Source organism: Micromonospora sp. WMMD812 (assembly GCF_027497215.1).
Classification (GTDB): Bacteria; Actinomycetota; Actinomycetes; order Mycobacteriales; family Micromonosporaceae; genus Micromonospora.
Map to the genome: position 1 here is coordinate 7,061,883 of NZ_CP114904.1, position 25,701 is coordinate 7,087,583.

The 25,701-nt window shown below is 71.1% G+C and carries 19 protein-coding genes; 9 read left to right on the forward strand and 10 right to left on the reverse strand.

Going from position 1 to position 25,701, the window contains the following annotated elements; all coding sequences use genetic code 11:
* The first annotated feature begins 1 nt into the window (after position 1).
* The 3 genes from O7603_RS32710 to O7603_RS32720 are packed head-to-tail and all read left to right on the forward strand — an operon-like array spanning position 2 to position 5,983.
* On the forward strand, positions 2-1,771 hold the full coding sequence (locus tag O7603_RS32710) for a thiamine pyrophosphate-dependent enzyme (protein ID WP_281573534.1): 1,770 nt from the start codon (positions 2-4) through the stop codon (positions 1,769-1,771).
* On the forward strand, positions 1,768-4,899 hold the full coding sequence (locus O7603_RS32715) for an FAD-binding and (Fe-S)-binding domain-containing protein (protein WP_281573535.1): 3,132 nt from the start codon (positions 1,768-1,770) through the stop codon (positions 4,897-4,899). The genes O7603_RS32710 and O7603_RS32715 overlap by 4 nt, the downstream gene beginning before the upstream one ends.
* Positions 4,900-4,903: 4 nt before the next feature.
* Positions 4,904-5,983 carry an enolase C-terminal domain-like protein gene (locus tag O7603_RS32720; RefSeq protein ID WP_281573536.1) on the forward strand — a complete coding sequence of 360 codons (1,080 nt, stop codon included), beginning with the start codon at positions 4,904-4,906 and terminating at the stop codon, positions 5,981-5,983.
* Between the two features lie 16 nt (positions 5,984-5,999).
* On the opposite strand, the gene O7603_RS32725 is transcribed toward O7603_RS32720, so the two are convergent.
* Entirely contained in the window at positions 6,000-7,820 is a 1,821-nt protein-coding gene (locus tag O7603_RS32725; RefSeq protein ID WP_281573537.1) for a glycoside hydrolase family 15 protein, read from the reverse strand.
* 141 nt (positions 7,821-7,961) lie between these two features.
* On the opposite strand from O7603_RS32725, the gene O7603_RS32730 reads away from it, so the two are divergent.
* Positions 7,962-8,975 (forward strand): SDR family oxidoreductase, encoded by a 1,014-nt coding sequence (locus O7603_RS32730; protein WP_281573538.1) that lies wholly within the window; start codon positions 7,962-7,964, stop codon positions 8,973-8,975.
* A 20-nt stretch (positions 8,976-8,995) separates the two neighbouring features.
* Here the strand turns inward: O7603_RS32730 and O7603_RS32735 are convergent, their stop codons facing one another.
* The gene (locus tag O7603_RS32735; RefSeq protein ID WP_281573539.1) at positions 8,996-9,907 is read right to left on the reverse strand and encodes an NADP-dependent oxidoreductase; all 912 of its coding nucleotides are present in this window, start codon (positions 9,905-9,907) and stop codon (positions 8,996-8,998) included.
* A 146-nt stretch (positions 9,908-10,053) separates the two neighbouring features.
* Here O7603_RS32735 and O7603_RS32740 point away from each other — a divergent pair, with 146 nt between their 5' ends.
* From O7603_RS32740 to mmsB, 5 genes are all read left to right on the forward strand, one after another.
* Positions 10,054-10,533, forward strand: coding sequence for a MarR family winged helix-turn-helix transcriptional regulator (locus O7603_RS32740; RefSeq protein ID WP_281573540.1), 480 nt, complete (start codon positions 10,054-10,056; stop codon positions 10,531-10,533).
* A 33-nt stretch (positions 10,534-10,566) separates the two neighbouring features.
* Entirely contained in the window at positions 10,567-11,049 is a 483-nt protein-coding gene (locus O7603_RS32745; RefSeq protein WP_281573541.1) for a GNAT family N-acetyltransferase, read from the forward strand.
* Between the two features lie 413 nt (positions 11,050-11,462).
* Positions 11,463-12,605, forward strand: a complete 1,143-nt coding sequence (gene chvE, locus O7603_RS32750; protein ID WP_281573542.1) for a multiple monosaccharide ABC transporter substrate-binding protein — start codon at positions 11,463-11,465, stop codon at positions 12,603-12,605.
* A gap of 83 nt (positions 12,606-12,688) precedes the next feature.
* The gene (gene mmsA / locus O7603_RS32755; protein ID WP_281573543.1) at positions 12,689-14,227 is read left to right on the forward strand and encodes a multiple monosaccharide ABC transporter ATP-binding protein; all 1,539 of its coding nucleotides are present in this window, start codon (positions 12,689-12,691) and stop codon (positions 14,225-14,227) included.
* A complete protein-coding gene (gene mmsB / locus O7603_RS32760) occupies positions 14,224-15,474 on the forward strand; it encodes a multiple monosaccharide ABC transporter permease (protein ID WP_281573544.1) in 1,251 nt (416 codons plus the stop codon). The genes mmsA and mmsB overlap by 4 nt, the downstream gene beginning before the upstream one ends.
* 44 nt (positions 15,475-15,518) lie before the next feature.
* Here mmsB and O7603_RS32765 read toward each other — a convergent pair whose 3' ends face one another.
* From O7603_RS32765 to araB, 8 genes are all read right to left on the reverse strand, one after another.
* The gene (locus O7603_RS32765) at positions 15,519-16,538 is read right to left on the reverse strand and encodes a LacI family DNA-binding transcriptional regulator (RefSeq protein ID WP_281573545.1); all 1,020 of its coding nucleotides are present in this window, start codon (positions 16,536-16,538) and stop codon (positions 15,519-15,521) included.
* 134 nt (positions 16,539-16,672) lie between these two features.
* On the reverse strand, positions 16,673-18,178 hold the full coding sequence (gene araA, locus O7603_RS32770; RefSeq protein WP_281573546.1) for an L-arabinose isomerase: 1,506 nt from the start codon (positions 18,176-18,178) through the stop codon (positions 16,673-16,675).
* Positions 18,179-18,209: 31 nt separating this feature from the next.
* Positions 18,210-19,205: a galactofuranose ABC transporter, permease protein YjfF gene (gene yjfF, locus O7603_RS32775; RefSeq protein WP_281573547.1), complete on the reverse strand. Its 996-nt coding sequence runs from the start codon at positions 19,203-19,205 to the stop codon at positions 18,210-18,212.
* Positions 19,202-20,272 carry an ABC transporter permease gene (locus tag O7603_RS32780; protein WP_281573548.1) on the reverse strand — a complete coding sequence of 357 codons (1,071 nt, stop codon included), beginning with the start codon at positions 20,270-20,272 and terminating at the stop codon, positions 19,202-19,204. The genes yjfF and O7603_RS32780 overlap by 4 nt, the downstream gene beginning before the upstream one ends.
* Positions 20,269-21,810 (reverse strand): sugar ABC transporter ATP-binding protein, encoded by a 1,542-nt coding sequence (locus tag O7603_RS32785; RefSeq protein WP_281573549.1) that lies wholly within the window; start codon positions 21,808-21,810, stop codon positions 20,269-20,271. The genes O7603_RS32780 and O7603_RS32785 overlap by 4 nt, the downstream gene beginning before the upstream one ends.
* 178 nt (positions 21,811-21,988) lie before the next feature.
* Complete coding sequence (locus O7603_RS32790; protein ID WP_281573550.1) at positions 21,989-22,993, reverse strand: ABC transporter substrate-binding protein; 1,005 nt, start codon at positions 22,991-22,993, stop codon at positions 21,989-21,991.
* A gap of 146 nt (positions 22,994-23,139) precedes the next feature.
* Entirely contained in the window at positions 23,140-23,838 is a 699-nt protein-coding gene (locus tag O7603_RS32795) for an L-ribulose-5-phosphate 4-epimerase (protein WP_281573551.1), read from the reverse strand.
* Positions 23,835-25,532, reverse strand: coding sequence for a ribulokinase (gene araB, locus O7603_RS32800; protein ID WP_281573552.1), 1,698 nt, complete (start codon positions 25,530-25,532; stop codon positions 23,835-23,837). Before araB ends, O7603_RS32795 begins: the two co-directional genes overlap by 4 nt.
* Between the last annotated feature and the right edge of the window lie 169 nt (positions 25,533-25,701).

Below are 25,701 nucleotides of genomic sequence, written 5' to 3' on the forward strand. Positions count from 1 at the left end.
CGTGCAGGAGATAGTGGGCGAGAGCCTGGCCCGACGACTGGTGGCGTGGGGTGTCGACACCGTCTTCGGTCTGCCCGGTGACGGCATCAACGGGCTGATGGAGGGGTTCCGGCGGCAGCGGGAGCACCTGACGTTCGTGCTGGTGCACCACGAGGAGGCGGCGGCCTTCATGGCCACCGGCTACGCGAAGGCCACCGGGCGGCTCGGCGTCTGCGTCGCCACCTCCGGGCCGGGAGCCATCCACCTGCTCAACGGGCTCTACGACGCGAAACTCGACCATGTGCCGGTGCTCGCGATCACCGGCATGCAGGAGACCTCGGTGCTCGGCGCGCACTACCAGCAGGAGGTGCACACCGACCTCCTCTACCAGAACGTGGCGACCGCGTACAACCTCATGGTGACCAATCCGCAGCAGATGCCGGCGGTGGTCGATCTGGCGATCCGCAACGCGCTGAGCAAGCGGACCGTGGCGCACCTGAGCTTCCCCAACGACCTGCAGGTGGCCCCCGCCTCCGATGACCCGTACCGGCACGTGAGCCCGGGGAAGCCGCCGATGAGCGCGGCCCTCATCTCCTATCCGGCGATGCCACCAGAGCAGGATCAGCTCTCTCGGGCGGCGGAGGTGCTGCAGCAGGGTGGCAAGACCGCGATGCTGGTCGGGGTCGGCGCCCGCCACGCGCGGAAGGAGGTGCTCGCCGTCGCCGAGGCGCTGGCCAGCCCGATCGTCAAGACGTTGTCGGGAAAGATGGTGGTGCCGGACGACCATCCGCTCACCACCGGCGGCCTCGGGCTGCTCGGGACCGCGCCGAGCGAGGATCTGATGGAGGAGTGCGACACCCTGCTGATGGTGGGCACCTCCTACCCGTACGCGAAGTTCCTGCCTGCCCCCGGCCAGGCCCGGGTGGTCCAGATCGACGTCGACCCGAGCCTGATCGGCATGCGGCTGCCCGTGACGGCCGGGGTGTGCGCGGACGCCCGGCTGGCACTGCGCGGTCTCCTGCCGCTGCTTCGGCGCCGCGACGATCGGTCGTTCCTGGAGAAGTACCAGCGGAAGATGGACGGCTGGCGCTCCGACATGGCGAGCCTGCAGGACCCGAAGCGGCACCCGATCGCTCCGCAGTACCTGATGGGCTGCATCGACCAGGCGGCGGCCGACGACGCGATCCTGACCTGCGACTCCGGCACCATCGCCACCTGGTCGGCCCGGCACTGGACCATCCGGGGCGGGCGCGAGTACTACCTCTCCGGCAACCTCGCCACGATGGCGCCCGGCCTGCCGTACGCGATCGCCATGCAGCACGCGCACCCGGGCCGGCAGGTCATCGCGTTCGTCGGCGACGGCGGGTTCGCCATGCTGATGGCCGAGTTCCTCACCGCGGTACGGAATCAGCTGCCGATCAAGGTGTTCATCAACAACAACAACTCCTACGGCCAGATCCTCTGGGAGCAGATCGCCCTCGGCTACCCCGAGTACGCGGTGCGGCACCGCCAGCCGGAGCCGGACTTCGCCGCCTGGGCGAAGGCCTGCGGCGGGTACGGCGCCAAGGTCACCGAAGCGAAGTCGCTCCCCACGGCGATCGGTGAGGCGCTGGCCCACCCGGGCCCGGCGCTGGTGGACTGCGACGTCAACCAGAACGAGCCGGTCGTGCCCGGCAGGGTGCGCTACGACCAGGCGAAGAACTTCGTCGAGGCATACCTGCGCGGTGAGCCGAACCGTGTCGCCACGTTCGCCGCCATCGCCCGCGACAAGATCAGAGAAATGCGGTCATGAGTCGGCGCCTCACCGGCACGGCGCGGACCGCCGCGCCGACGGCCGGGCCCGTGCGCCTGCCCGAACCCCTGGAACGGCCGCCCGGGCCGGCGCACGGCGTCGACCTGGCCGCCCTCGCCGCCGACCTGCGCGCCGTGGTGGACGGGGAGGTGCGCTTCGACGCCGGAACCCGCGGCCTGTACTCCACCGACGCCTCCAACTATCGCCAGGTGCCGCTCGGGGTGGTGATACCCCGGACGGTGGAGGCGGCGGTGGCCGCGATCGCGGTGTGCCGTCGCCACCGCGCGCCACTGGTGTCCCGCGGCGGCGGCACCAGCCTGGCCGGCGAGTGCACCAACACCGCCGTGGTCATCGACTGGTCGAAGTACTGCAACCGGCTGCTGGAGGTCGACCAGCGGGCGGAGACCTGCCTGGTCGAGCCCGGCATCGTGCTGGACTCGCTGAACGCGCAGCTCAGGGCGACCGGCCTCGAGTACGGACCCCGCCCGGCCACCCACGACCACTGCACGCTCGGTGGGATGCTGGGCAACAACTCCTGTGGCGCCACCGCGCAGCGTACGGGCAAGGTGGTCGACAACGTCGTGGAACTGGAGGTCCTGCTCTACGACGGCACCCGGATGTGGGTCGGCGAGACCAGCGACGAACGGTACGCCGAGATCCAACGCCGGGGCGGACGGCAGGCGGAGATCTTCCGGCGGCTGCGCGCGCTGCGCGACGAGTACCTCACCGACATCCGCACCCGGTATCCGAAGATCCCCCGGCGGGTCTCCGGCTACAACCTGGACAGCCTCCTCCCGGAGATGAAGTTCCACGTCGCCCAGGCGCTGCTCGGCTCCGAGGGAACGCTGGTGACCATCCTGCGGGCCCGGCTGAGGCTGGTACCGGTGGTGAAGGCCCAGTGCCTGGTCTTCTTCGGCTACCCCGACATCGCCGCGGCCGGCGACGACGTGCCGCGGGTCCTCGCGCAGCGCCCGATCGTGCTGGAGGGCATCGACGACAAGCTCATCAACTTCGAGAAGCGCAAGAACCTGCACCCCAAGGCGCTGCAGGAGCTGCCACCGGGCGGCGCCTGGCTGATGGTGCAGGTGGGTGGCGACACGCCGGAGGAGGCCCGGCAGGCCGCGGAGCGCCTCATCGCCGCCGTGCGCCGCGACGGCGGGCCGAGCGTGCACGAGTTCGCCGACCCGGTCGACGAACAGCGGATGTGGGAGGTACGCGACTCGGGGTTGGGCGCCACCGCGCACGTGCCGGACTACGAGAGCAGCGGGCCGGGCTGGGAGGACGCCGCCGTCCCCCCGGACAAGCTCGGTGCCTATCTGCGTGACCTCGACCAGCTCTACCGGGAGTTCGGCCTCGACAGGGCGTCCGTGTACGGGCACTTCGGCCAGGGCTGCGTGCACAGCCGAATCCCGTTCCAGCTGCGCACGGCCGAAGGGGTCCGTCAGTTTCGGGCCTTCATGGAACGCGCCGCAGACCTGGTCGCCTCCTACGGGGGCTCGTTCTCGGGCGAGCACGGCGACGGCCAGGCCCGCGCCGAGCTGCTGGGGAAGATGTTCGGCGACCGGATGATCCGCGCGTTCGGGCAGTTCAAGGCGATCTTCGATCCCGACGATCGGATGAACCCCGGCAAGGTGATGCCGCCCTACCCGCTCGACAGTCACCTGCGCCTGGGCGTCGACTACAACCACGGCGGATGGGAAACGCACTTCCGCTACCCGGACGACTCCGGCAGCTTCGGCAACGCGGTGCTGCGCTGCGTCGGCGTCGGGAAGTGCCGCCGCCACGACGGCGGCGTGATGTGCCCGTCCTACATGGTCACCCGCGAGGAGGAACACTCCACCCGCGGCCGCTCCCGGCTGCTGTTCGAAATGCTCGACGGCACCGCCCGCGGTGGCACCATCGGCGACGGCTGGCGCTCCGAGGCCGTGCGGGACGCGCTCGACCTCTGCCTGGCCTGCAAGGGCTGCAAGGGCGACTGTCCGGTCAACGTCGACATGGCCACGTACAAGGCCGAGTTCCTGTCCCACCACTACGCCGGTCGGCTGCGCCCCCGCCAGCACTATTCGATGGGCTGGCTGCCGCTCGTCGCCACGGTCGCCGCCCGCGCGCCCGCGGTGGTGAACGCGCTGACGCGGGCACCGGGACTGAGCCGGCTCGCCAAGACCGTCGGCGGCATCGACCAGCGTCGCGAGGTCCCGCTGTTCGCCCCGGAGTCGTTCCAGCGCTGGTTCGCCGGCCGCACCCCCGGCGGGGACGGGTCGCGGGGCGAGGTGCTGCTGTGGCCCGACACCTTCACCAACCACTTCCACCCCGGCGTCGCCCGGAGTGCGGTGGAGGTGCTGGAGGCGGCCGGCTGGCGGGTCCGCGTCCCCGAGCAGCCCGTCTGCTGCGGCCTGACCTGGATCTCCACCGGCCAGCTCGGCACCGCCAAGCGGGTGCTCCGGCGAACCCTGGACGTCCTGCGCCCGCACCTGCGTGCCGGCACGCCGGTGCTGGGCCTGGAGCCGTCCTGCACCGCGGTGTTCCGCAGCGACGCCTTCGAGCTCTTTCCCGACGACGAGGACGTCCGCAAGCTGCGGCAGCAGACGGTCACCCTGGCCGAGTTGCTGCACGACCACAGCCCGGGTTGGCGCCCGCCCACGGTGCCCGCGCACGCGCTGATCCAGACGCACTGCCACCAGCACGCCGTCCTCGGCACCGCCGCCGACCAGGCGCTGCTCGCCGAGGCCGGGGTCCGGGCGGAGTTCCTCGACTCCGGGTGCTGCGGGCTGGCCGGCAACTTCGGCTTCGAGGCCGGGCACTACGAGGTGTCCGAGGCGTGCGCCGAGCGGGTGCTGCTGCCCGCCGTCCGGGACGCCGCGGACACCGACGTCATCCTGGCCGACGGCTTCAGCTGCCGTACCCAGGTCGAACAGAGCGCGTCCGACGGACGGACGGCCGTTCACCTCGCCGAACTGCTCCGGGCCGGGCTGCACGGCGGGTCCGTCCCACCCCGGCCCGAGAGCACCTGGGCGATCCGGCCCGTGCCACCGTCCCGGCTCACCCGCTGGGCGGCGGTCGGCGCGGTCGGGCTGGCCGCCCTCGCCCCGGCGGTCGCGTTCGCCGCTCGCGCCATCCGTGCCCGGTGACGCGGTGCGGCTGACCGCGGCGGCGTACCGGGTGCCGGCCGACAGCCCCGAGGGTGACGGCACGTTGGCCTGGTCCAGCACCACGATGGTGCTCGTCCGTGCGGAGGTCGACGGGTACACCGGTCTCGGGTGGACCTATGGGCCGACGGCCGTGGTGACGGTGCTGACGGAGCTGCTGGCACCGGTCGTCACGGGCCTCGACCCGGACGACGTGCCGGCCGTGTGGTCGGCCATGCGGCGGCGTTTGCGCAACGCCGGACGGCCCGGGGTGGCGGGCCTGGCGCTGTCCGCCGCCGATTGCGCGGTCTGGGACCTCAAGGCCCGCCGGCACGGCCTGTCGATCGCCCGGCTGCTCGGCACCGCCCGCCGGCGGGTCCCGGTCTACGGCAGCGGCGGCTTCACCACCTATGACGCCGAGCAGCAGCACCGGCAGCTCTCCCGCTGGGTGCACGAGGACGGCATCCCCCGCATCAAGATCAAGATCGGCGAGTCGGGTGGCACCGAGGTGGCGCGGGACCTGGCCCGGATGGCGGCCGCCCGGCGCACCATCGGGGACGAGGCCGAGCTGTACGTCGACGCGAACGGCGGGTACCAGCGCAAGCAGGCGGTCCGGGTGGCCCGGGCCGCCACCGACCTCGACGTGCGCTGGTACGAGGAACCCGTCAGCTCCGACGATCTCGAAGGGTTGGGCCTGGTCCGTGACCAGGTGCTGCCCGACGTGACGGCCGGTGAGTACGGCTTCGACCTGGTCTACTTCCACCGGATGGCCCCGTACGTCGACTGCCTGCAGATCGACGTCACCCGCTGCGGCGGCATCAGCGAATTCCTGCGGGTGGCGGCGGTCGCCGCCGCGGCCGGCCTGGAGGTCTCCGCGCACTGCGCACCCCACCAGCACCTGGCGGTGGCCGCGGCCACGCCGAATCTGCGGCACATCGAATGGTTCCACGACCACGTACGCATCGAGTCGGTGCTCTTCGACGGCGCGGTGTCCGCGAGCGGGGGTGCGGCGGAGGTGAGCCTGGATCGACCGGGCCACGGGTTGCAGCTGCGCGCTGGCGACGCGGAGGCCTACCGGGTGGGCTGAAGCCCGTCGCCTCCAATCAGGGCTTCGGCAGGCCGGTCGTCGCTCCTCCGGGCGACGGGCACGGGACCGCCTGGCCGAGGGTCACGGCGGTCTCCAACATCAGCGCGTGGACGAAGGCCTGCGGCAGATTGCCCCGCAACTGCCGTTGCCGGACGTCGTACTCCTCGGTGAACAACCCGGGCGGGCCGCAGGCCGCCCGGTTGCGCTCGAACCAGCGGTTCGCCTCCACCACGTCGCCGGCCTGCCAGGCGGCGAGCGATGCCGCGTAGCCGCAGAGCGAGAAGGCGCCCTCCGCGTCGCCCAGCGGGCGAGGGTCGGGGCGGAACCGGTACAGGTAGCCGTCGCTTTCCAGCTCCGCCAGGACCACCCGCCGGGTCGCCTCCGTACGCGGGTCGCCGGGGCGCAGCGCACCCCGGATCGCCGGAAACAGCAGTGCCGAGTCCACCCGCTCGTCGTCATACGCCCGCTGCCAACGCCCGGACGGGTGGTGGCCGTGTGCCGCCACGTCGGCGAGGATGGCATCGGCCAGGGCCGCCCACCGCGCCGCTCGCCCGCGGGTGGCCACCTCGGCTGCCGAGCGCAGCCCGGCCACGCACATCAACTTCGAGTGGGTCCACTGTCGGGGGCGCAGCTCCCAGATCCCCGCGTCCGGCTGCCGCCACCGGTCGGCGATCGTCCGCGCGACGAGCTCCATCGCCCGCCAGGAGTCGGCGTCCACCCGGTCGTACCTCGCGGCCGTGCCGAGCAGGTGCAGGACCTCGCCGAAGACGTCGAGCTGAAACTGCGTGCGCACCCAGTTGCCGATCCGCGGCGGCGCGCCCGGATACCCCTCGAGGTGGCTCAGCTCCTGCTGTTCCGGCACCGGGTCGCCGCCGACCGTGTAGGCCGGGGCGAGCTGGTCCCCGTCGGCCAGTACCCGTTCGGTGAGAAAGGCCACGGCCTCGTCCAGGAGGTCGTACCGGCCGATCAGCGCGGACGCGCGGCCGGCGAAGGCCTGGTCCCGCAGCCACGCGTAGCGGTAGTCGTAGTTGCGACCGGCCAGCGCCCGCTCGGGCAGCGCCGTGGTCACCGCCGCCACCATCCCGCCGCCCGGGCTGGTCAGGCCGCGCAGCACCACGTACGCGAACACGGCATCCCGGCGCGCGGGGCCTTCGGCCGACGGTGGCATCACCTCCCGCCAGGTGTGCTCGGTGGTCCGCCACAGCTGCGCGGGGTCAGGCGGCGCGTCGTCGAGCGGATGGGTGGCGATCTCCAACACCAGGTCGTGCCGGCCGCCCGCCGGCACCCTGATCTCGCCGCAGAGGGGGCCGTCGCTCGTTCGTCCCAGCATCTCCCCGCCGCTGTGCCGGAGATGGAGGTTGCCCGAGAGGGCCAGCCAGTGGCGGTCCACCAGCTGCGTCTCACGCACCGGCTCACGGCCGAAGTCCGCCCGTGGATCGAGCCGGACCCGGACGACCGCCTCGCGATCCAGTGCCCGGATCTGGCGCAGCAGCACAAGGCGGTGCTTCTCGCCGGGAAAGAGCAGGCTCTCCCGGCACTCGATGATGCCGTCCGTGGTCACCCATCGGCTCACCCAGATCAGGGACTCGGGCTCGTAGTGCCCGCCCCAGACGAACCGCGGATTCGCCGGGGTCACCAGATAGTCGCCGCGGCCGCCGACGAGCCGGCTGAAGAGGGCGGGGTCGGCCCACCCGGGAGCGCACAACCAGACCACATTCCCGTCCGGACCCACCAACGCGCCCCGGTGCCCGTCGGCGAGCAACGCGTACTCCCGCAGTACCGTGGGCCGAGTTCCTTGGCCGCCGGTCGCCTGTCCCGGCTCGTCGTCTTGCCGCACGGGCGGACACCTCCCACCAGCGTCGCAGCGCGATACCCCGCCCGACCCGTCCTACACCGGCGTCCGCCTTCCTCGGCCGCCGCGGGACTACCCGCCACCCGAAGGGGTACGGGAGGCGGAACCAGCGACACCGGAGGTGGCATGGGTCGGAAACGGCGACACGCACGGGTTGCGGTGATCACCGGTGCCAGTGCCGGGGTGGGGCGTGCGACCGCCCGACTGCTCGCCCAGCGGCGCATCGCCATCGCGTTGCTCGCCCGGGGACGTACCGGCCTGGACGCCGCCGCCGAGGAGGTGCGGGCGGCCGGCAGCCAGGCGCTGCCCATCGAGGTGGACGTGGCCGAGTACGACCAGGTCCTCGCCGCGGGACAGCGCGTGGAGACCGAACTCGGCCCCATCGACTTGTGGATCAACTGCGCCTTCAGCTCCGTCTTCGCCCCCTTCCAGCTGACGCAGCCGGAAGAGTTCCGTCGGGCGATGGAGGTCACCTACCTCGGCTACGTCCATGGCACCCGAGTCGCGCTCGCCCACATGGCACCGCGCGACGGCGGAACGATCGTGCAGGTCGGGTCGGCGCTGGCATATCGCGGCATCCCGCTGCAGGCCACCTACTGCGCGGCCAAGCACGCCATCGTCGGATTCACCGAAGCGTTGCGCTGCGAACTGCTGCACGACAAGAGCAACGTCAAGCTGACCATGGCGCACCTGCCCGCGGTCAACACCCCGCAGTTCGACTGGCTGCTGTCCCGGCTGCCCCGGCGCGCGCAGCCGGTTCCGCCCATCTACGAACCCGTGGTCGCGGCCCGCGCCATCGTGGCCGCCGCCGACCGGCCCGAGCGTCGGGAGTACTGGGTGGGCCTGTCCACCGTTCTCACCATCCTCGGAAACCGGATCGCGCCGGGCCTGCTCGACCGGTACCTGGCCCGCACCGGATACACCTCCCAGCAGACCGACCAGCCGAATGATCCGCACCGGCCGGCGAACCTGTGGCAACCGGCCGACGGCCCGGCCGGCCACGACTACGGCGCTCGGGGGAGCTTCACCGGCCGTGCGCACCGCCACAGCGTCCAGGCCTGGCTGTCCCGGCACCGCCTGATCGCCGCGGCCGGGCTGACCGGAGCGGCGGTCGGCGCGCTGGCCTGGCGTCGACACTGACGGGCGCACGAGCTGCGGGCTCAGGGAACCAGCACCACCTTGCCGCCGGCGTGACCGCCGTCGCTGAGCCGATGTGCCGCCGCGGCCTCCGCGAACGGGAAGACTGCGGCGACGGTGGCGGTCAGCTCGCCGCGGACGAGCCGGTCGACGGCCGCCGCGAGGTCGGCCTCGGACCGTCGCTCCGGGCCGGCGGTGAGCACCACGCCGAGCTCCTGAGCCGCGCCGTCGGCGATGGTGACGATGCGGTCGGTGCCGCCGCACAGTTCGATGGAGGCCGGCAGCGCGCCCTTTCCCGCCACGTCCAGCACGGCGTCGACGCCGTCGGGGGTGAGGGCGCGTACCCGGTCGACCAGCCCCGGGCCATAGGTGGTGGGGGTGGCGCCGAGGCCGCGGACTCGATCCTGATTCGCCCCGCTGGCCGTGCCGATCACGGTGGCGCCGCGGTCGGCTGCGAGCTGAACGGCGAGTTGGCCGACTCCGCCGCTCGCACCGTGGACGAGCAGGGTGTCCCCGGCGCCGACCCGGAGCAGGTCGAGGGCGCGGGTCGCGGTCTCCACAGCGACCGGCAGGGCCACGGCCGCCGCGAACTCCAGACCGTCCGGGAGTGTGCTGTAGGTGCTGGCGAGCGCGAACTCACCGTACGCGCCGGCCGGCGCGTCGGCCCAGCCAACCACCCGGTCGCCGACTGCGACGTCGGTGACGCCGTCGCCGAGGGCGTCCACGATGCCGGCCACGTCGACGCCGAGCACCGCGGGCAGCCGGGTCGGGAAGATCGCCTCCATCGCACCGCTGCGGATCTTGCCGTCGATCGGGTTGACCCCGGCGGCGCGGACCTGGACCCGGATCTGGGCCGGCCCGGGCGCCGGCAGCGGCACCTCGGTGAGACCCAGGACCTCAGGCCCGCCGAACGCGTTGAATGTGATCGCCTTCATGATCGGCTCCTTCGCTCTGCCGGAGGGTCCGGACGACTCTCTGGCGAATTAGCTGTCTGAGACAGGTAACCGTGCTGCGAGGCACCGAAATTTCCTGGCGACGAGTGACCGCAGTCACCGCTGATCCCAACAGGTAATCTGCCGTCGTGGAGAGGGATGACATACCGGCCGGGCACCGGCCACCGAGCGCCGCCGCGGGTGGGCCGGTCAGCTACGCCATCCTCCGGCTCGGCCGGATCCACCGGATACGTGCCGCTCAACTACTCCGCACCGTCGGCCTGCACCTCGGGCAGGAGGTGCTGATGATGCGCCTGTGGGAGTCCGGGCCGCAGCGGCAGGTCGACCTCGCCGCCGAGTTCGGCACCGACTCGGCGGGCATGACCCGCATCGTGCAGCGCCTCGAACGTGCCGGCTACGTACGCCGTGTGCCGGATCCTGACGACCGCCGGGCGACCCGGGTCGAACCCACGCCGGCCAGCCTCGCCCTGCGCGGACAGGTGGAGCGGATCTGGACGGAGCTGGAACGCTTCACCGTCGGCGGCCTGACCGCCGAGGAACAGCGCGACGCTATCCGCGCCATGGAGCGGCTGGAGGGCAATCTGCTGGCCGCCCCCGCGGCCGAGTAGTCGACCCGCCCCGCTGCAGAAAGTGAAATCACCGTGTCGACTGAACAGCACCGCCCCACCATCCGCCCTGCAGCCGGGTTAGATCTTGATGATCTCCAGGCTCTCGCGCGTCGCACGATCGACACCTGTTACCGCGGGTTCCTCGGCGACGAGGGAGTGGACTGGTTCATCGGCAGTGGCGCTTCGGACGCGCACGTGCGGAGTCATCTGGAGCGGGGTGGCGTGCACTGTCTCAGCCAGGACGGCCGAATCGTCGGCTTCTCCATCCTCGATGGTCCCACGATCGACCTGATGATGGTCGACCCGGATCATCGCCGTCGAGGGCTGGGCCGCCTCCTGCTTCGGCACGTGGAAGACACGCTCCTTGCCCGGTACTCGACCATCCGGCTGGAGAGCTTCGCGGACAATGCCGGGGCCAACTCCTTCTATGAGGCGTGCGGCTGGGCTCGCGGGGATCGGCTGGAGGGCGAGGGACCAGCCAAGGTCGAGTACACCAGGGACGGCACGGGCGGCTGAGGGCCACCCAGGTCGGTGGACGTACGCCTCCTCGATGAGAGGCTCCACATCGGTCGGGAGCGGTCACCGTCGTGCGGCGGCTGCGACCGGTCTGCCTACCGGAACGTCTCCGGCCTGCCGCCTCCACCGGGGCTGCGCGAGGCCGATCCGCTGCGTGTGCCACGCACTGTCGGCGCCGTTGCGGCGAGCCTGAACGCCGCACGCCGGCACGGCTGATCTCGATCTCTCCGGTCACGCCACCGTGGCCCCGCCACCCCGACCGGTCGATGCCTGGCGGGCTGCTGCGGCGCGTCACCGCCGTTACGAGAACGTGACGGGTGCATTTCGACGGCAGGTGTTGACGGCCTCATTGTGAGCGCTAACACTACGGCGGTCACAAAGTTTTGCGCGCGTCCGGAGAGGAGAGACAGCTCGTGGGCAAACGATTTCTGGCCGCACTCAGCGGTACGGTCCTGGCGCTCGGCCTCGTCGCCTGCGGCGGCGAGGGAGCCGGCGGCGGGGGCGACACCAGTGGGGACAGCCCCGCGGACCTGACCATCGGCGTCTCCATGCCGACCCAGACCTCCGAGCGGTGGATCGCCGACGGGAAGTCGGTGAAGGAGAAGCTGGAGGCGAAGGGCTACAAGGTCGACCTCCAGTACGCGGGCGACGACATCCCCACCCAGTCGCAGCAGGTCGACCAGATGATCACGCAGGGCGCGGATGTCCTGATCATCGCGGCGATCGACGGAACGGCACTGAGCGGCCAGTTGCAGGCGGCGGCCGACGCGAAGATCCCGGTCATCGCCTACGACCGGCTGATCCGCGACAGCCCCAACGTCGACTTCTACGTCAGCTTCGACAACTACAAAGTCGGCGTGGCCCAGGCCAGCGCGCTGCTGGTCGGCCTCGGCCTGCAGAACAAGGACGGCTCGAAGGGCAGCGCGACCGGCCCGTTCAACATCGAACTCTTCGCCGGCTCGCTGGACGACAACAACGCCCACTTCTTCTTCGACGGCGCCATGGACACGCTGAAGCCGTTCATCGACGACAAGTCGCTGCGGGTGAAGTCGGGCCAGACCGCCATCGAGCAGGTGGCGATCCTGCGCTGGCAGCAGGAGACCGCGCAGAAGCGGATGGAGGATCTGCTGACCTCGAGCTACAACGACGGTTCGAAGGTGCAGGGCGTCCTGTCGCCGTACGACGGCCTGTCGCGCGGAATCATCACCGCGCTGCAGAACGCCGGATACGGCGGCGCGGCCAACAAGATGCCCGTGGTGACCGGTCAGGACGCGGAGATCGCCTCGGTCAAGCTCATCAACGACGGTGTCCAGAGCTCCACCATCTTCAAGGACACCCGACTGCTGGCCGAGCAGGCCGTGATCGCGGCCGAGGCGTTCCTGCAGGAGAAGGAGGCGCAGGCCAACGACACCAAGACGTACAACAACGGCGTCAAGGTCGTCCCGTCCTACCTCCTGCCGGTCCAGACGGTCTACAAGGACGACATCAAGTCCGTCCTCGTCGACTCCGGCTACTGGACGGCCGACGAGGTCGCCAGCGGCCAGGCCAAGGGCTGACCGCGTCCGTCGGGTCCGGTGCCGGCCACGCGGCACCGGACCCGACGGAACCAACCACGACGGGTACGACCAGGACGGTGACCATGGCCGACAACATCCTCGAGATGCGCCGCATCACGAAGGCCTTCCCCGGAGTGAAGGCGCTCCAGGACGTGTCGCTCGCCGTGCGGCGCGGAGAGATCCACGCCATCTGCGGCGAGAACGGCGCGGGCAAATCGACCCTGATGAAGGTGCTCTCCGGCGTCCACCCCACCGGATCGTACGACGGCGAGATCGTCTTCGACGGTGCTCCGGTGCACTTCCGCGGCATCCGCGACAGCGAGGCCCAGGGGATCGTCATCATCCACCAGGAACTCGCCCTGGTGCCCTACCTCTCCGTCGCCGAGAACATCTTCCTCGGCAACGAACGGCGCGGGGCCGGTGGCCTGATCGACTGGAACCGCACCAACGCCGACGCGGCGCAGCTGCTCGCCTCCGTCGGGCTGCACGAGAACCCGGTCACCCCGGTCATCCAGCTCGGCGTCGGCAAACAGCAACTGGTGGAGATCGCCCGGGCACTGTCGAAGAAGGTACGACTGCTCATCCTCGACGAGCCGACCGCCGCGCTCAACGATCTCGACTCGGCGCACCTGCTCGACCTGCTGCGGCGACTGCGCAGCGAGGGAGTCACCTGCATCATGATCTCGCATAAGCTCAACGAGATCACCGCGATCGCCGACTCCACCACCGTGATCCGGGACGGGCGCACCGTCGAGACGCTCGACATGCGCTCCGGCGAGGCCACCCAGGACCGGATCATCCGCGGCATGGTGGGTCGGGACCTGTCGAGCTTCTACCCGGATCGGACCTCGTCACCGGGGGAGGAGGTCCTCCGGATCGAGGACTGGACCGTCCGGCACCCCACGCAGCAGCGCCTGGTGGTCGACGGCGTCAACCTCACCGTCCGCGCGGGCGAGGTCGTGGGCATCGCCGGGCTGATGGGGGCCGGCCGGACCGAGCTGGCGATGAGCGTGTTCGGCCGTTCGTACGGCCGGAGCGTCGGCGGCCGGCTCTTCGTCCGCGGCCGGGAGATCAGGGCACGCAACGTGGCGGAGGCCATCGAGAACGGTATCGCGTACGCCACCGAGGACCGCAAGCGCTTCGGGCTCAACCTGATCGACGACGTACGCCGCAACATCTCGGCGGCCGCGCTCGGCAAGCTCGCCCGGCTCGGCTGGGTCAACGGCAACGAGGAGATCAAGGTCGCCGAGGACGGCCGACGCGACATGAACATCAAGGCACCGAGCGTCATGTCCGGGGTCGGCAAGCTCTCCGGCGGCAACCAGCAGAAGGTCGTCCTGTCCAAGTGGCTCTTCACCGACCCGGACGTGCTCATCCTCGACGAGCCGACGCGCGGCATCGACGTCGGGGCGAAGTTCGAGATCTACACGATCATCAACCGGCTTGTCGCCGAGGGCAAGGCCGTCGTCCTCATCTCCTCCGAGCTGCCCGAACTGCTTGGAATGTGCGACCGGATCTACACCCTCGCGGCCGGCCGGATCACCGGTGAGATGTCGGTCGGCGAGGCCACCCAGGAGAACCTCATGGAGCTCATGACGAAGGACAGGGAGCTCGTCCGATGACCACCACGAAGCCGTCGGCGTCCCCGCAGCGCGCGTCGTCCGACGACGGCGCCACCGCCGCCCTGCACACCGGCACCAGCGATCCCCGGACCCTGATCCTCGGCAACCTGCGTCAGAGCGGGATCTACATCGCCCTGGTCGTGATAGTCGCCCTCTTCGCGGTCCTGACCGACGGTGTCTCGCTGAGCCCCGGCAACATCACGAACATCGTCCTGCAGTACTCGTACATCCTGGTGCTCGCGATCGGCATGGTCATCGTGATCATCGGCGGCCACATCGACCTGTCGGTCGGATCGGTGGTCGCGCTCACCGGCGCGGTCTCGGCCGTCCTGGTCATCCGGCAGGGACACCCGTGGTGGATCGGCGTGCTCGCCGCGCTGGCCGTCGGCATCGCGGTCGGCGCATGGCACGGCTTCTGGGTCGCGTACGCGGGGATCCCGGCGTTCATCGTGACCCTCGCCGGCATGCTGCTGTTCCGCGGGCTCACGCTGCGCGTGCTCGACAACATCTCGCTGTCGCCGTTCCCGGCCGAGTACCAGCGCGTCGCGGCCGGCTTTCTCAACGGACTTCTCGGCGGGCAGGGCTACGACGCCTTCACCCTGCTGATCGGGGCGGTCGCGGTGGCGGGCTACGCGGTCAGCGTCTTCCGGACCCGGCTCGCCCGCATCCGCTACCAGCAGCCCGTCGAGTCCTTCCCGCTCTTCGTGGCCCGCGTGCTGCTGGTCGGCGCGGTCATCATGTACTTCGCCTGGCAGTTGGCCCACGCGCGGGGGCTGCCGATCGTGCTGATCGTCCTGGCCGTGCTCGTGCTGGTCTACGGGCTGGTCACCCGGCGCACGGTCTTCGGCCGCCGGGTGTACGCGATCGGCGGCAACCTCTCCGCGGCGACGCTGTCCGGGGTGAAGGTCCGCACCGTCAACTTCTGGATGTTCGTGAACATGGGCTTCCTCGCGGCGGTGGCGGGCGTCATCTACTCCTCGCGGTCCAACGGGGCCCAGCCGGCCGCCGGGAACATGTTCGAACTGGACGCGATCGCCGCTGCCTTCATCGGCGGCGCGGCGGTCACCGGCGGCGTGGGCACCGTCGTGGGCGCCATGGTCGGCGGGCTCATCATGGCCGTGATGAGCAACGGCATGCAGCTCATGGGCGTCGACCAGTCGACGCAGTCGGTCGTGAAGGGACTCGTCCTGCTCGTCGCCGTCGCCTTCGACGTGTACAACAAGCGCCGCGCCGAGTCGACCCGCTGACTCCGCCGGATCGCCGCGGTGGCGGCCGGGTGGGAAACGTCCGGTCAGGCCGGCCGGCCGCCACTGCTGGCCCGGACCACGAGGGTCGGCTCCACCGGCGACGGCCTCGGTCCCTCCGCCGGGCCGTCCAGCAGATCCAGCAGGGCCGCGACGCACCGGCGGCCGACCTCGTCGAAGTCCTGGCGGACGGTGGTCAGGGGCGGGGTGAAGTACTCGGCCTCCGGAATGTCGTCGAATCCGACCACACTGACATCCTCCGGCACCCGGACGCCCCGCTGGTGGAGGGCCCGGAGGAGGCCGAGCGCCTGGTGGTCGTTGGCGCAGAAGACCGCCGTGACGTCCCGCCGCTCGGCGAGCGACCGCCCGATCTCGTAACCCGCGCGTGGACTCCAGTCGCCGGTGATGACCGGTGGGACGCGCCGGCCGGCGCCCTCGAGCGCCGACCGCCACCCCTCGATGCGGTCACCGGCCTCCAGCCAGTCCCGGGGGCCGGCGATGTGCAGGACCGTCTCGTGCCCGAGCGTGAGGAGGTGCTCGACGGCCAGGCGGGCACCGGCGACCTGGTCGACGGAGACGCTGGGCAGCTCGCCGTCACCCCCGGGCTCGACCAGCACCGCGGGTACGCCGGAGGGCAGGCCGTGCACGGCGACGGCCGCGCTGACCAAGGGTGCGATGACCGCGACCCCGGCCACCGACTGCGCGGTCAGCGTGTCGATGGCGGACGCGACCCCGGACCGGTCGAGTCGCTCCAGGGTGACGATGTTGATCCCGTAGCCGGCGGCGCGGGCGGCCCGCTCGATGCCTAGCAGGGTGGCCGCCGGGCCGTAGAGGATGGTGTCGAAGCTGACCACGCCGATGACCTTCGACCGCCGTGCCGCCAGCCCGCGAGCCAGCGCGTTCGGCCGGTAGTTGAGCTGGTGCACGGCTCGCAGCACGCGCTCCCGAGTCTCCTGACGGACGCTCGGGTGGTTGTTCAGGACCCGGGACACGGTCTGGTGCGAGACCCCGGCGAGCCGTGCGACATCGCTCATGACCGCGGCGCGCGCGGCTGGCTGCTGGTGCATTGTCAGGTCCCCCTCCGGGTCATCGTAGCCCCGCCGAAGTCGGCGCGAATCGACCTCCTACCAGGGGCGTTGCCGGTCGGTGCGCTCCCGGCGGGAGAGCACACCGACCGGCCGGCCGACGTTGGCGACGGTCCTCAGAACCCCTTGGCCAGTCGGAAGTAGGCCTGATTCCAGCGGATCTCGTTCGCGAGCCGTCGAGGGGTCGTCTCCGCGTCGATGACGAGGAGCTCGGTGCCGGTCATCTCGGCGAGGTCGTGCAGCTCCTCGGTCCCGACGGCCTGCGAGAGGACCGTGTGGTGCGGTGCTCCCGCGGTGAGCCAGGCCTCCGCCGACGTGCCGAGGTCGGGGCGGGGTCGCCACACCGCACGCGCCACCGGCAGCTTCGGCAGCGGCTGCGGGGGAGCGACCACGTCGATCTCGTTGGCGACCAGGCGGAACCGGTCGCCCATGTCGGCGAGGCCGAGCACCACGCCCGGGCCCGGTCGGGCGTCGAACACCAACCGGACCGGGTCCTCCCGTCCGCCGATGCCCAGCGGGTGGATCTCGACGCTAGGCGTCCCGGCGGCGATGCTCGGGCAGACCTCCAGCATGTGCGCGCCGAGGACCACTTCCTGCCCGGGCGTGAGGTCGTAGGTGTAGTCCTCCATGAAGGACGTGCCGCCGTCGGTGCCCACGGACATGGCCTTGAGCGTGTGCACGAGCACCGAGGTCTTCCAGTCGCCCTCGCCGCCGAACCCGTAGCCGTCCGCCATCAGGCGCTGCACGGCGATGCCGGGTAGCTGGCGCAGCCCGCCGAGGTCCTCGAAGTTGGTCGTGAAGGCGCCGAACCGGCCGGCGGTGAGGAACTGCCGCAGCCCGGCCTCGATGCGGGCGGCGTAGCGGAGGGAGTCGTGCCGGTTCCCGCCGGCCCGCAGCGCGGGGTCGAGCCGGTAACTGTCCTCGTACTCCTTGACCAGCTCGTCGATCCGCCCGTCGGAGACCGCGTCGACGGCGGCCACCAGGTCGTTCACCCCGTACGTGTTGACCGAGACGCCGAACCGCAGCTCCGCCTCGACCTTGTCGCCCTCGGTCACGGCCACGTCGCGCATGTTGTCGCCGAAGCGGACCAGGCGCAGCGACCGCATCGCGGCGTAGCCGACCGCCGCCCGGGTCCACGCCGCGATCCGCGCGACGACCTGCGGGTTGCTGACGTGCCCGGCGACCGTCTTGCGGGCGACCCCGAGCCGGCTCTGCACGTACCCGAACTCCCGGTCACCGTGGGCGGCCTGGTTGAGGTTCATGAAGTCCATGTCGATCTCGGACCACGGCAGTGCGACGTTCGCCTGGGTGTGCAGGTGCAGCAGGGGGGTACGCAGGGCGTCCAGGCCGGAGATCCACATCTTGGCCGGTGAGAAGGTGTGCATCCAGGCGATCACCCCGACCGCTCCCTGGGCGGCGGCGTCCCGGCACACGGCCAGGATCTCGGAGCTGGACGTGAGCACGGGCTTCCAGACCACCCGGGCGGGGATGGCGGGATCGGCGTCGAGCTGCGCGGCGATCTGCTGGGACTGGGCGGCCACCTGAGCCAGGGTCTCCGGGCCGTAGAGCCCCTGGCTGCCGGTGAGGAACCAGACCTCGGGGGCCGGGGATGGGCGAGTCATGCGTTTTGCCTTCCGATCATCGGGTGGGGGGCTACTGCTTGCGGAAGCCGATGAGGCGTTGGAGCACGATGAACGCGAACAGCAGACCGCCGATCACGATCTTGGTCCACCAGGAGTTGAGGGTGCCGTCGAAGGTGATCAGCGTCTGGATCACACCGAGCACCAGCACGCCGAGCACCGTGCCCAGGACGTAGCCGGCCCCGCCGGTGAGCAGGGTGCCGCCGATGACCACGGCGGCGATCGCGTCCAACTCCATGCCGACGGCGATCAGCGGGGCCCCGGAGAGGGTGTAGAAGGACAACAGGATGCCGCCGATGGCCGAGCAGAGCCCGCTGATGGTGTAGACGGCGATCCGGGTACGGCCCACCGGCAGGCCCATCAGCAGCGCCGACTGCGGGTTCCCGCCGATCGCGTACACGTTGCGGCCCAGTCGGGTGTACGCCAGCGTGTACGCGGCCAGCGCGACCACCACGAGCGTGACCAGGACGCTGACGGTCAGGAAGTTGTCGCCGATGCGGATCCGTTCCTGCGCGACGCCCGTCCAGAAGCCGTCGGTGATCGGGATGGACGAGGAGCTGATCCAGGTGCACAGGCCGCGGGCGAAGAACATGCCGGCCAATGTCACGATGAAGGGCTGGATCTCGAAGAAGTGGATGACGCAGCCCATCGCGAAACCGAGCGTCGGACCGATCAGCAGCGCGATCAGCAGCACCAGCGCGGGCGGCAGCCCATCGCGCAGCAGCGCGGCCGAGACCATGGCGGTCATCGCCACCACCGACCCCACCGACAGGTCGATGCCGCCGGTGAGGATCACGAAGGTCATGCCGACCGCGACCACGAGCAGGAACCCGTTGTCGATGAAGACGTTGTAGACGACCTGGACGTCGGAGAAGGCCCGGTACTGGGACACCCCGATGCCGTACATGACCAGGAGCAGGCCGAGGCTGACCAGCACCGGCACCTGCCGCCGCGGCAGCTGCCACGACGTCGCGCGGTCCCGCCGGTCGGCGAGTGGGGTCGTGCTCATGCCGGCACCTGCTCCTTCTGCTCGCCGACCGGCGCCACCGGTCGTCCGCCGGGCGGGCGCCTGCGGCGGAACCTGGCGCGGAAGGCGGGGGCCTGGATGAGGCAGACCGCGATCACGACCATCGCCTTGAACAGCAGGGACGTCTGCGGGTCGATGTTCATGGCGTAGACCGAGGTGGTCAGGGTCTGGATGAGGAGCGCGCCGACGACCGTGCCGCCGAGGTAGAACCGGCCGCCGACCAGCGAGGTGCCACCGATGACCACGGCGAGGATCGCGTCGAGTTCGACCCACAGTCCGGCGGCGTTGCCGTCCGCGCTGGAGACGTTCGCGGTCATCATGAAGCCCGCCACGGCGGCGCACGCCGCGCTCACGACGTAGACGAGCAGCTTGATCCGTCGTGCGCGGATGCCCGCCAGCCGGCTGGCCTCGGCGTTGCCCCCGACCGCCTCGATGATCATCCCGAGGGCGGTGCGGCGGGTCAGCACGGCCACCAGCAGCGTCACCGCCAGCGCGAGGACGATGGCGAACGGCAGGGTCAGCACGTGCCCCACCCCGATCATCCGGTACGGGTCGCTGTTGACGGTGATGATCTGGCCCGAGGTGATGAGCTGCGCGAGGCCCCGGCCGGCGACCATCAGGATCAGCGTGGCGATGATCGGCTGGATGCCGATCACCGCCACCAGAGCCCCGTTCCACAGGCCGAGCAGCAGGGCGATCCCGATGGCGATGGCCAGGGCGACCAGGACGCCGCCGAGGCTGTTCTGGTCGGGCTGACGGCTGATGTAGAGGCAGGCCACCGCGCCGCTGACGGCGACCACGGAGCCGACCGAGAGGTCGATCCCGCCGGTCGCGATGACGAGCGTCATGCCCAGGGCGACGAGGATCAGCGGCGCGCTGAGCCGCACGATGTCGATGAGGCTGCCGTACAGGTGCCCATTCTTGATCTCCACGGCGAGGAAGCTGGGCCGGTAGGCCGCGTTCGCCGCCAGGAGCAGCACGAGAACCACGACCGGCCAGAAGAGCCGGTGGCCGGTGACGGCCGGAAGACGTGTCCGCCAGGCGCTCATGCCTCTGCCTCCTTCCGTCCCGCCCCGCCGGCGATGACGCGCATGATGCGGTCGGCGTCGAGGTTGTCGTCGTTGGTCAGTTCGGTGACCATCTGCCGGTCACGCATCACGGCGACCTTGTGGCTGAGTCGCAGCACCTCCTCCAGCTCGGCGGAGATGAACAGCACCGCCATGCCGCCGTCGGCGAGCTGCACCACCAGGCGCTGGATCTCCGCCTTCGCGCCGACGTCGATGCCGCGCGTCGGCTCGTCGAGGATCAGCAGGCGCGGCTCCGTGATCAGCCACCGGGCGAGCACGACCTTCTGCTGGTTGCCGCCGGACAGGTTCCGCACCGGCATGTCCGGATCGGTCGGGCGGATGCTCAGCGCCTCGATGTAACGCTGGACCAGGTCGTCCTGCCGTCGCCGCGGCACCGGCCGCAGCCAGCCACGGGCCGCCTGGAGGGCCAGGATGATGTTCTCGCGGACCGACAGCTCGCCCACCAGGCCCTCGGCGCGCCGGTTCTCCGAGCAGAACGCGATGTTCCGCTCGATGGCGGCGACCGGCCCGCGGATGGCGGTCGGCCGGCCGTCCACGGCGAGCCGACCACGGTCGGCGCGGTCGGCGCCGAAGAACAACCGCGCGGCCTCGGTACGTCCCGAGCCCAGCAACCCGGCCAGACCGACCACCTCCCCTTGGTGGATGGTCAGGCTGAACGGCTCGACCGAGCCGCTCCGGCCCAGCCCGGTCGCCTCGACGACAGGCGTGCCCGCCTCGACGGCGCGCGGGTCCCGTCCCGCCTGTTCGTCGAGGCGTTCCAGCGCGTCGAGCTCCTTGCCGATCATCTTCTCCACCAGGGCGAGCTGGGGCAGCTCCGCGGTGGGGTACTCGCCGACGAGGCGGCCGTTGCGCAGCACCGTGATCCGGTCGGCGATCTCGTAGACCTGGTCGAGGAAGTGGGTGACGAAGAGGATCGCGATGCCGTCGTCGCGCAGCCGGCGCATGGTCCGCATGAGCTGCCGCACCTCGTCGGCGTCCAGGCTGGACGTGGGCTCGTCGAGGATGAGGACCCGGGCCCGTACGTCGACGGCCCGGGCGATCGCCACCATCTGCTGGACGGCGAGCGAGTGGTTCCCGAGCAGCTCGCCGACGTCGATGTCCAGGTTCAGTCGGGCCAGCAGGTCCGACGCGCGGCGGCGCATCTCCCGCCACCGCACCGCGCCGAGCCGCCGCGGCTGCCGCCCGATGAAGATGTTCTCCGCCACCGAGAGGTTGGGGCAGAGGTTGACCTCCTGGTAGACGGTGCTGACGCCGGACTCGGTGGCCTGCATGGGGCCGGAGAAGGAGACCGGGCTGCCGTCGAGGGTGACGGTGCCGGCATCGTGGCCGTACACCCCGGTCAGCACCTTGATCAGAGTGGACTTGCCGGCGCCGTTCTCGCCCATGAGGGCGTGCACCTCGCCCGGGAACATGCGGAAGTCGACCCCGTCGAGGGCCCGTACCCCCGGGAAGAACTTGCTGATCGCGGTCATCGTCAGGACCGGATGCCTATCCGACATCCCACCAGACCTTTCGTGATTGTCGTCAGGTGCGTGGCCGTCGCGACCGTGCGGGGGCCCGGAGCGTCGGGTCACGGGAGAGCGAGCGGTCGGGCCGGCGGTGTGGTGGACACCGCCGGCCCGTTCCCGCGCCGGGGCGAACGGTCACGGCGAGGCGCGGCCTACCCCGGGGCCGGCGTCAGTACTTGCGGTTGGGCAGCGCCGCCTTCGCCGTGTCCTGCGTGAAGGTGGTCTCCTCGGTCTCGATGCGCGCGGGCACCTCCTCGCCGGCGTGCACCTTCTTCGCCAGCTCCATCAGCTGGGGGCCGAGCAGCGGGCTGCACTCCGCGATGAAGTTGAACTTCCCGTCGGCGAGGGCCTGCATGCCGTCCTTGACCGCGTCGACGGTGATGATCTTGATGTCCTTGCCGGGCACCTTGCCGGCCGCCGTGATGGCTTCCAGCGCCCCCAGGCCCATGTCGTCGTTGTGCGCGAAGAGCACGTCGATCTTCGGGTTGGCCTTGAGGAACTGCTCCATGACCGCCTTGCCGCCGGCCCGCGTGAAGTCGCCGCTCTGCGATGCGATGATCTTCAGGTTGGGGTTCGCCGCGATCGCCTCGGCGAAGCCCTTCTTCCGGTCGTTGGCCGGCGCCGAGCCCGTGGTGCCCTGCAGCTCCACGATGTTCACCGGGCCCGTCGCGGCCTTGGTCTCCTCGATCAACCACTCGCCCGAGAGCCGGCCCTCCTTCACGAAGTCGGAGCCGAGGAAGGTCTTGTAGAGCGACTTGTCGGCCGAGTCGACGGCGCGGTCGGTCAGGATCACCGGGATGCCGGCGTCCTTCGCCTCCTTGAGCACGGTGTCCCAGCCCGACTCCACCACCGGCGAGAAGGCGATCACGTCCACCTTCTGCTGGATGAAGTTGCGGATCGCCTTGATCTGGTTCTCCTGCTTCTGCTGGGCGTCGTCGAACTTCAGCTCGATGCCGGCCTCGGCGGCGGCGTCCTTGACGGAGGTGGTGTTCGCGGTGCGCCAGCCGCTCTCGGCACCGACCTGCGAGAAGCCGAGGACGATCTTGCCGTCGTCGCCGCCGGCCGCTCCGCCGGTGTCGCTGTTGGCGCACGCGGTCAACCCGGCGGCGAGCAGGCCGGCGGCCAGGACGGCGCCGAACCGGCGGCGGGTGAGGGGACTTCCGGTGATTCTCATGTGCGGACTCCTTGTGGCGTTGAGGGGGTGGGACGGTTGGCGGTGCCGGCCCGAACCGGCGGGTGGCCGGCCGGGCGACCCGTGACGAAGGTGCGTTCGACCAGCCGGCCCTCAGGGAGTGGGGTCGGCCGGAGGTACCGGGGGCGCTACCGGCGCGGTGACGGGACGGTGTTCTGCCCGTAGACGTTCTGGTAGCGCGCGTAGAGGGAGTCGATGTCCTCGGCGGCGATCGGCAGGGGCTCGCCCAGCGCCCGGGTCAGGTGGGCGGTACGGGCGACGTCCTCGCACATCACCGCCGCCTTGACCGCCGCCTTGGCGTTCGGGCCGATGGTGAAGACGCCGTGGTTGCGCATCAGCACCGCGGGCGAGCGGTGCCCGGAGAGGGTCGCCACGATGCCCTTGCCGATGTCGTCGCCGCCGATCAGCGCGAACGGTCCGACCGGGATCTCCCCGCCGAACTCGTCGGCCTGGGCGGTGAGGTGGCAGGGGATCGACTCGCCGCGTGCGGCCCAGGCGGTCGCGTAGCCGCTGTGCGTGTGCACGACACCGCCGACGTCCGGCATGGCCCGGTAGACGTAGGCGTGCGACGCGGTGTCGCTCGACGGGGAGAGATCACCCTCCACCACGACACCGTCGAGGTCACAGACGACCATGTTGTCGGGCCGCAGGTCGTCGTAGGAGACCCCGCTCGGCTTGATCACCATGAGGTCCCGGCCCGGGACGCGCGCCGAGACGTTGCCGGCGGTCCAGGCGACCAGGTGGTACCGGACCAGCTCGGCGTGCAGGGCGGCCACGGTCTCGCGGAGCCCCGCGACCGCGCCGTCGTCGTCGGGGAGCACGCTCATGCCATCACCTCCAGAGTGGGAGCGGCCTCGCGGGCCGGCGCGGGTACGGCCGCCGACCGGGCGGCGTTACGGATGGCCCGCAGGCGCAGCAACACGTCGTCGCCGCCGCGGCCGAAGTGGTCGTGCAGGCGCCGGTACTCGGCGTACAGCGCGTCGTAGGCGCGGACCCGCTCCGGGTCCGGCAGGTACGCGTCACGGTGGACCCGGCCCATCGCCGCGGACGCGGTCGGCACGTCACGGTGGGCGCCCGCCGCGACCGCCGCGTGGATCGCCGAGCCGAGTGCCGGTCCCTGCGCCGAGCCGATGATGCTCAGTGGCCGGTTGGTGACGTCCGCGTAGATCTGCATCAGCAGCGGGTTGCCGGTCAGCCCGCCGGCGATGACCAGTTCGTCCACGGGCACCCCCGCGTCGGCGAACGCCTCGATGATCATCCGGGTGCCGTACGCGGTGGACTCCAGCAGCGCCCGGTAGATGTCCGGCGGTCGGGTTGCCAGGGTCAGCCCCACGATCACACCGCTCAGGTCGTGGTTGACCAGCAGCGACCGGTTGCCGTTCCACCAGTCGAGCGCCACCAGGCCGTGTGCGCCCACCGGCTGCGCGGCGGCCTGCTCGCTCAGTGCCTGGTGCGAGGCGTACCCGTCGGGTGCGGCGTGGTCCACGTGCCAGCCGAAGATGTCGCCCACGCCGCTCTGCCCGGCCTCGTAGCCCCAGCGGCCGGCGCTGATGCCGCCGTCGACCACGCCGCACATGCCGGCGACCTCGGCCAGTTGGGTGCCGTTGAGCACGTGGCAGGTGGAGGTGCCCATGATGGCGACCATCCGGCCCGGGTCGAGGGCCTGCGCGGCCGCCGCGGTGACGTGGGCGTCCACGTTGCCGACCGCCACGGCGACGCCCTCGGGCAGCCCGGTCCACGCCGCCGCCTGCGCGGTCAGGCCGCCGGCGCGGTCACCGAGCGCGGCCAGCGGACCGTCGATCTTCTCGACGAAGTCGGCGAAGTCCGGGTTGAGCGCGGCGAGGTAGTCGCGGGACGGGTAGCGCCCGTCCTGCCGGATGCCCTTGTAGCCCGCCGTGCACACGTTGCGGGTCTCGACGCCGCACAGCTGCCAGACGATCCAGTCGGCGGCCTCGATCCAGCGTTCGGCCCGGTCGTAGATCTCGGGATCCTCCTCCAGCAGCTGCAGGGCCTTGGCGTACTGCCACTCGGCGGAGATCTTGCCGCCGTACCGTCCGATCCACGGCTCCCGGCGCTCGTGTGCCAGCGCGTTGATGCGGTCGGCTTGCTGCTGGGCGGCGTGGTGCTTCCACAGCTTGACGTAGGCGTGCGGGCGGGTGCGCAGGTCGGGCAGCTCGCACAGGGGAGTGCCGTCGGCCAGGGTGGGCAGCACGGTGCAGGCGGTGAAGTCGATGCCGATGCCGACGACCTGGGCGGCCGGCACGCCGCTCGCCGCCAGGGCCTCCGGCACGGCGTGCCGCAGCACCTCGCGGTAGTCGTCGGGGTCCTGCACGGCCCAGTCGGCCGGCAGCTGCTGCCCGTCGGCGGCCAGCACCGAGTCCATGACGCCGCTGCGGTAGGGGTGCACCGCCGTGCCCAGCTCGGCGCCGTCGCGTACGCGCACCACCAGTGCGCGCCCGGACAACGTTCCGAAGTCGACGCCGACGACGAACCGGTCGTCCGGCTCGGTCGAAAGGCTCATGACATCCTCCGCTCGCCTGCTGGCCATAGTGTTAGCGCTCACATAAACATCCGTCAAGACTTGTTTCGAAACGTGCGCGTAATGGCGTCTGCTCCCCACCGTGACCGGCCACAATCGCTCGTACGCTGGTGGCGCGGCCGCCGCGCTGAACCGCCGTACCCCGTGACGA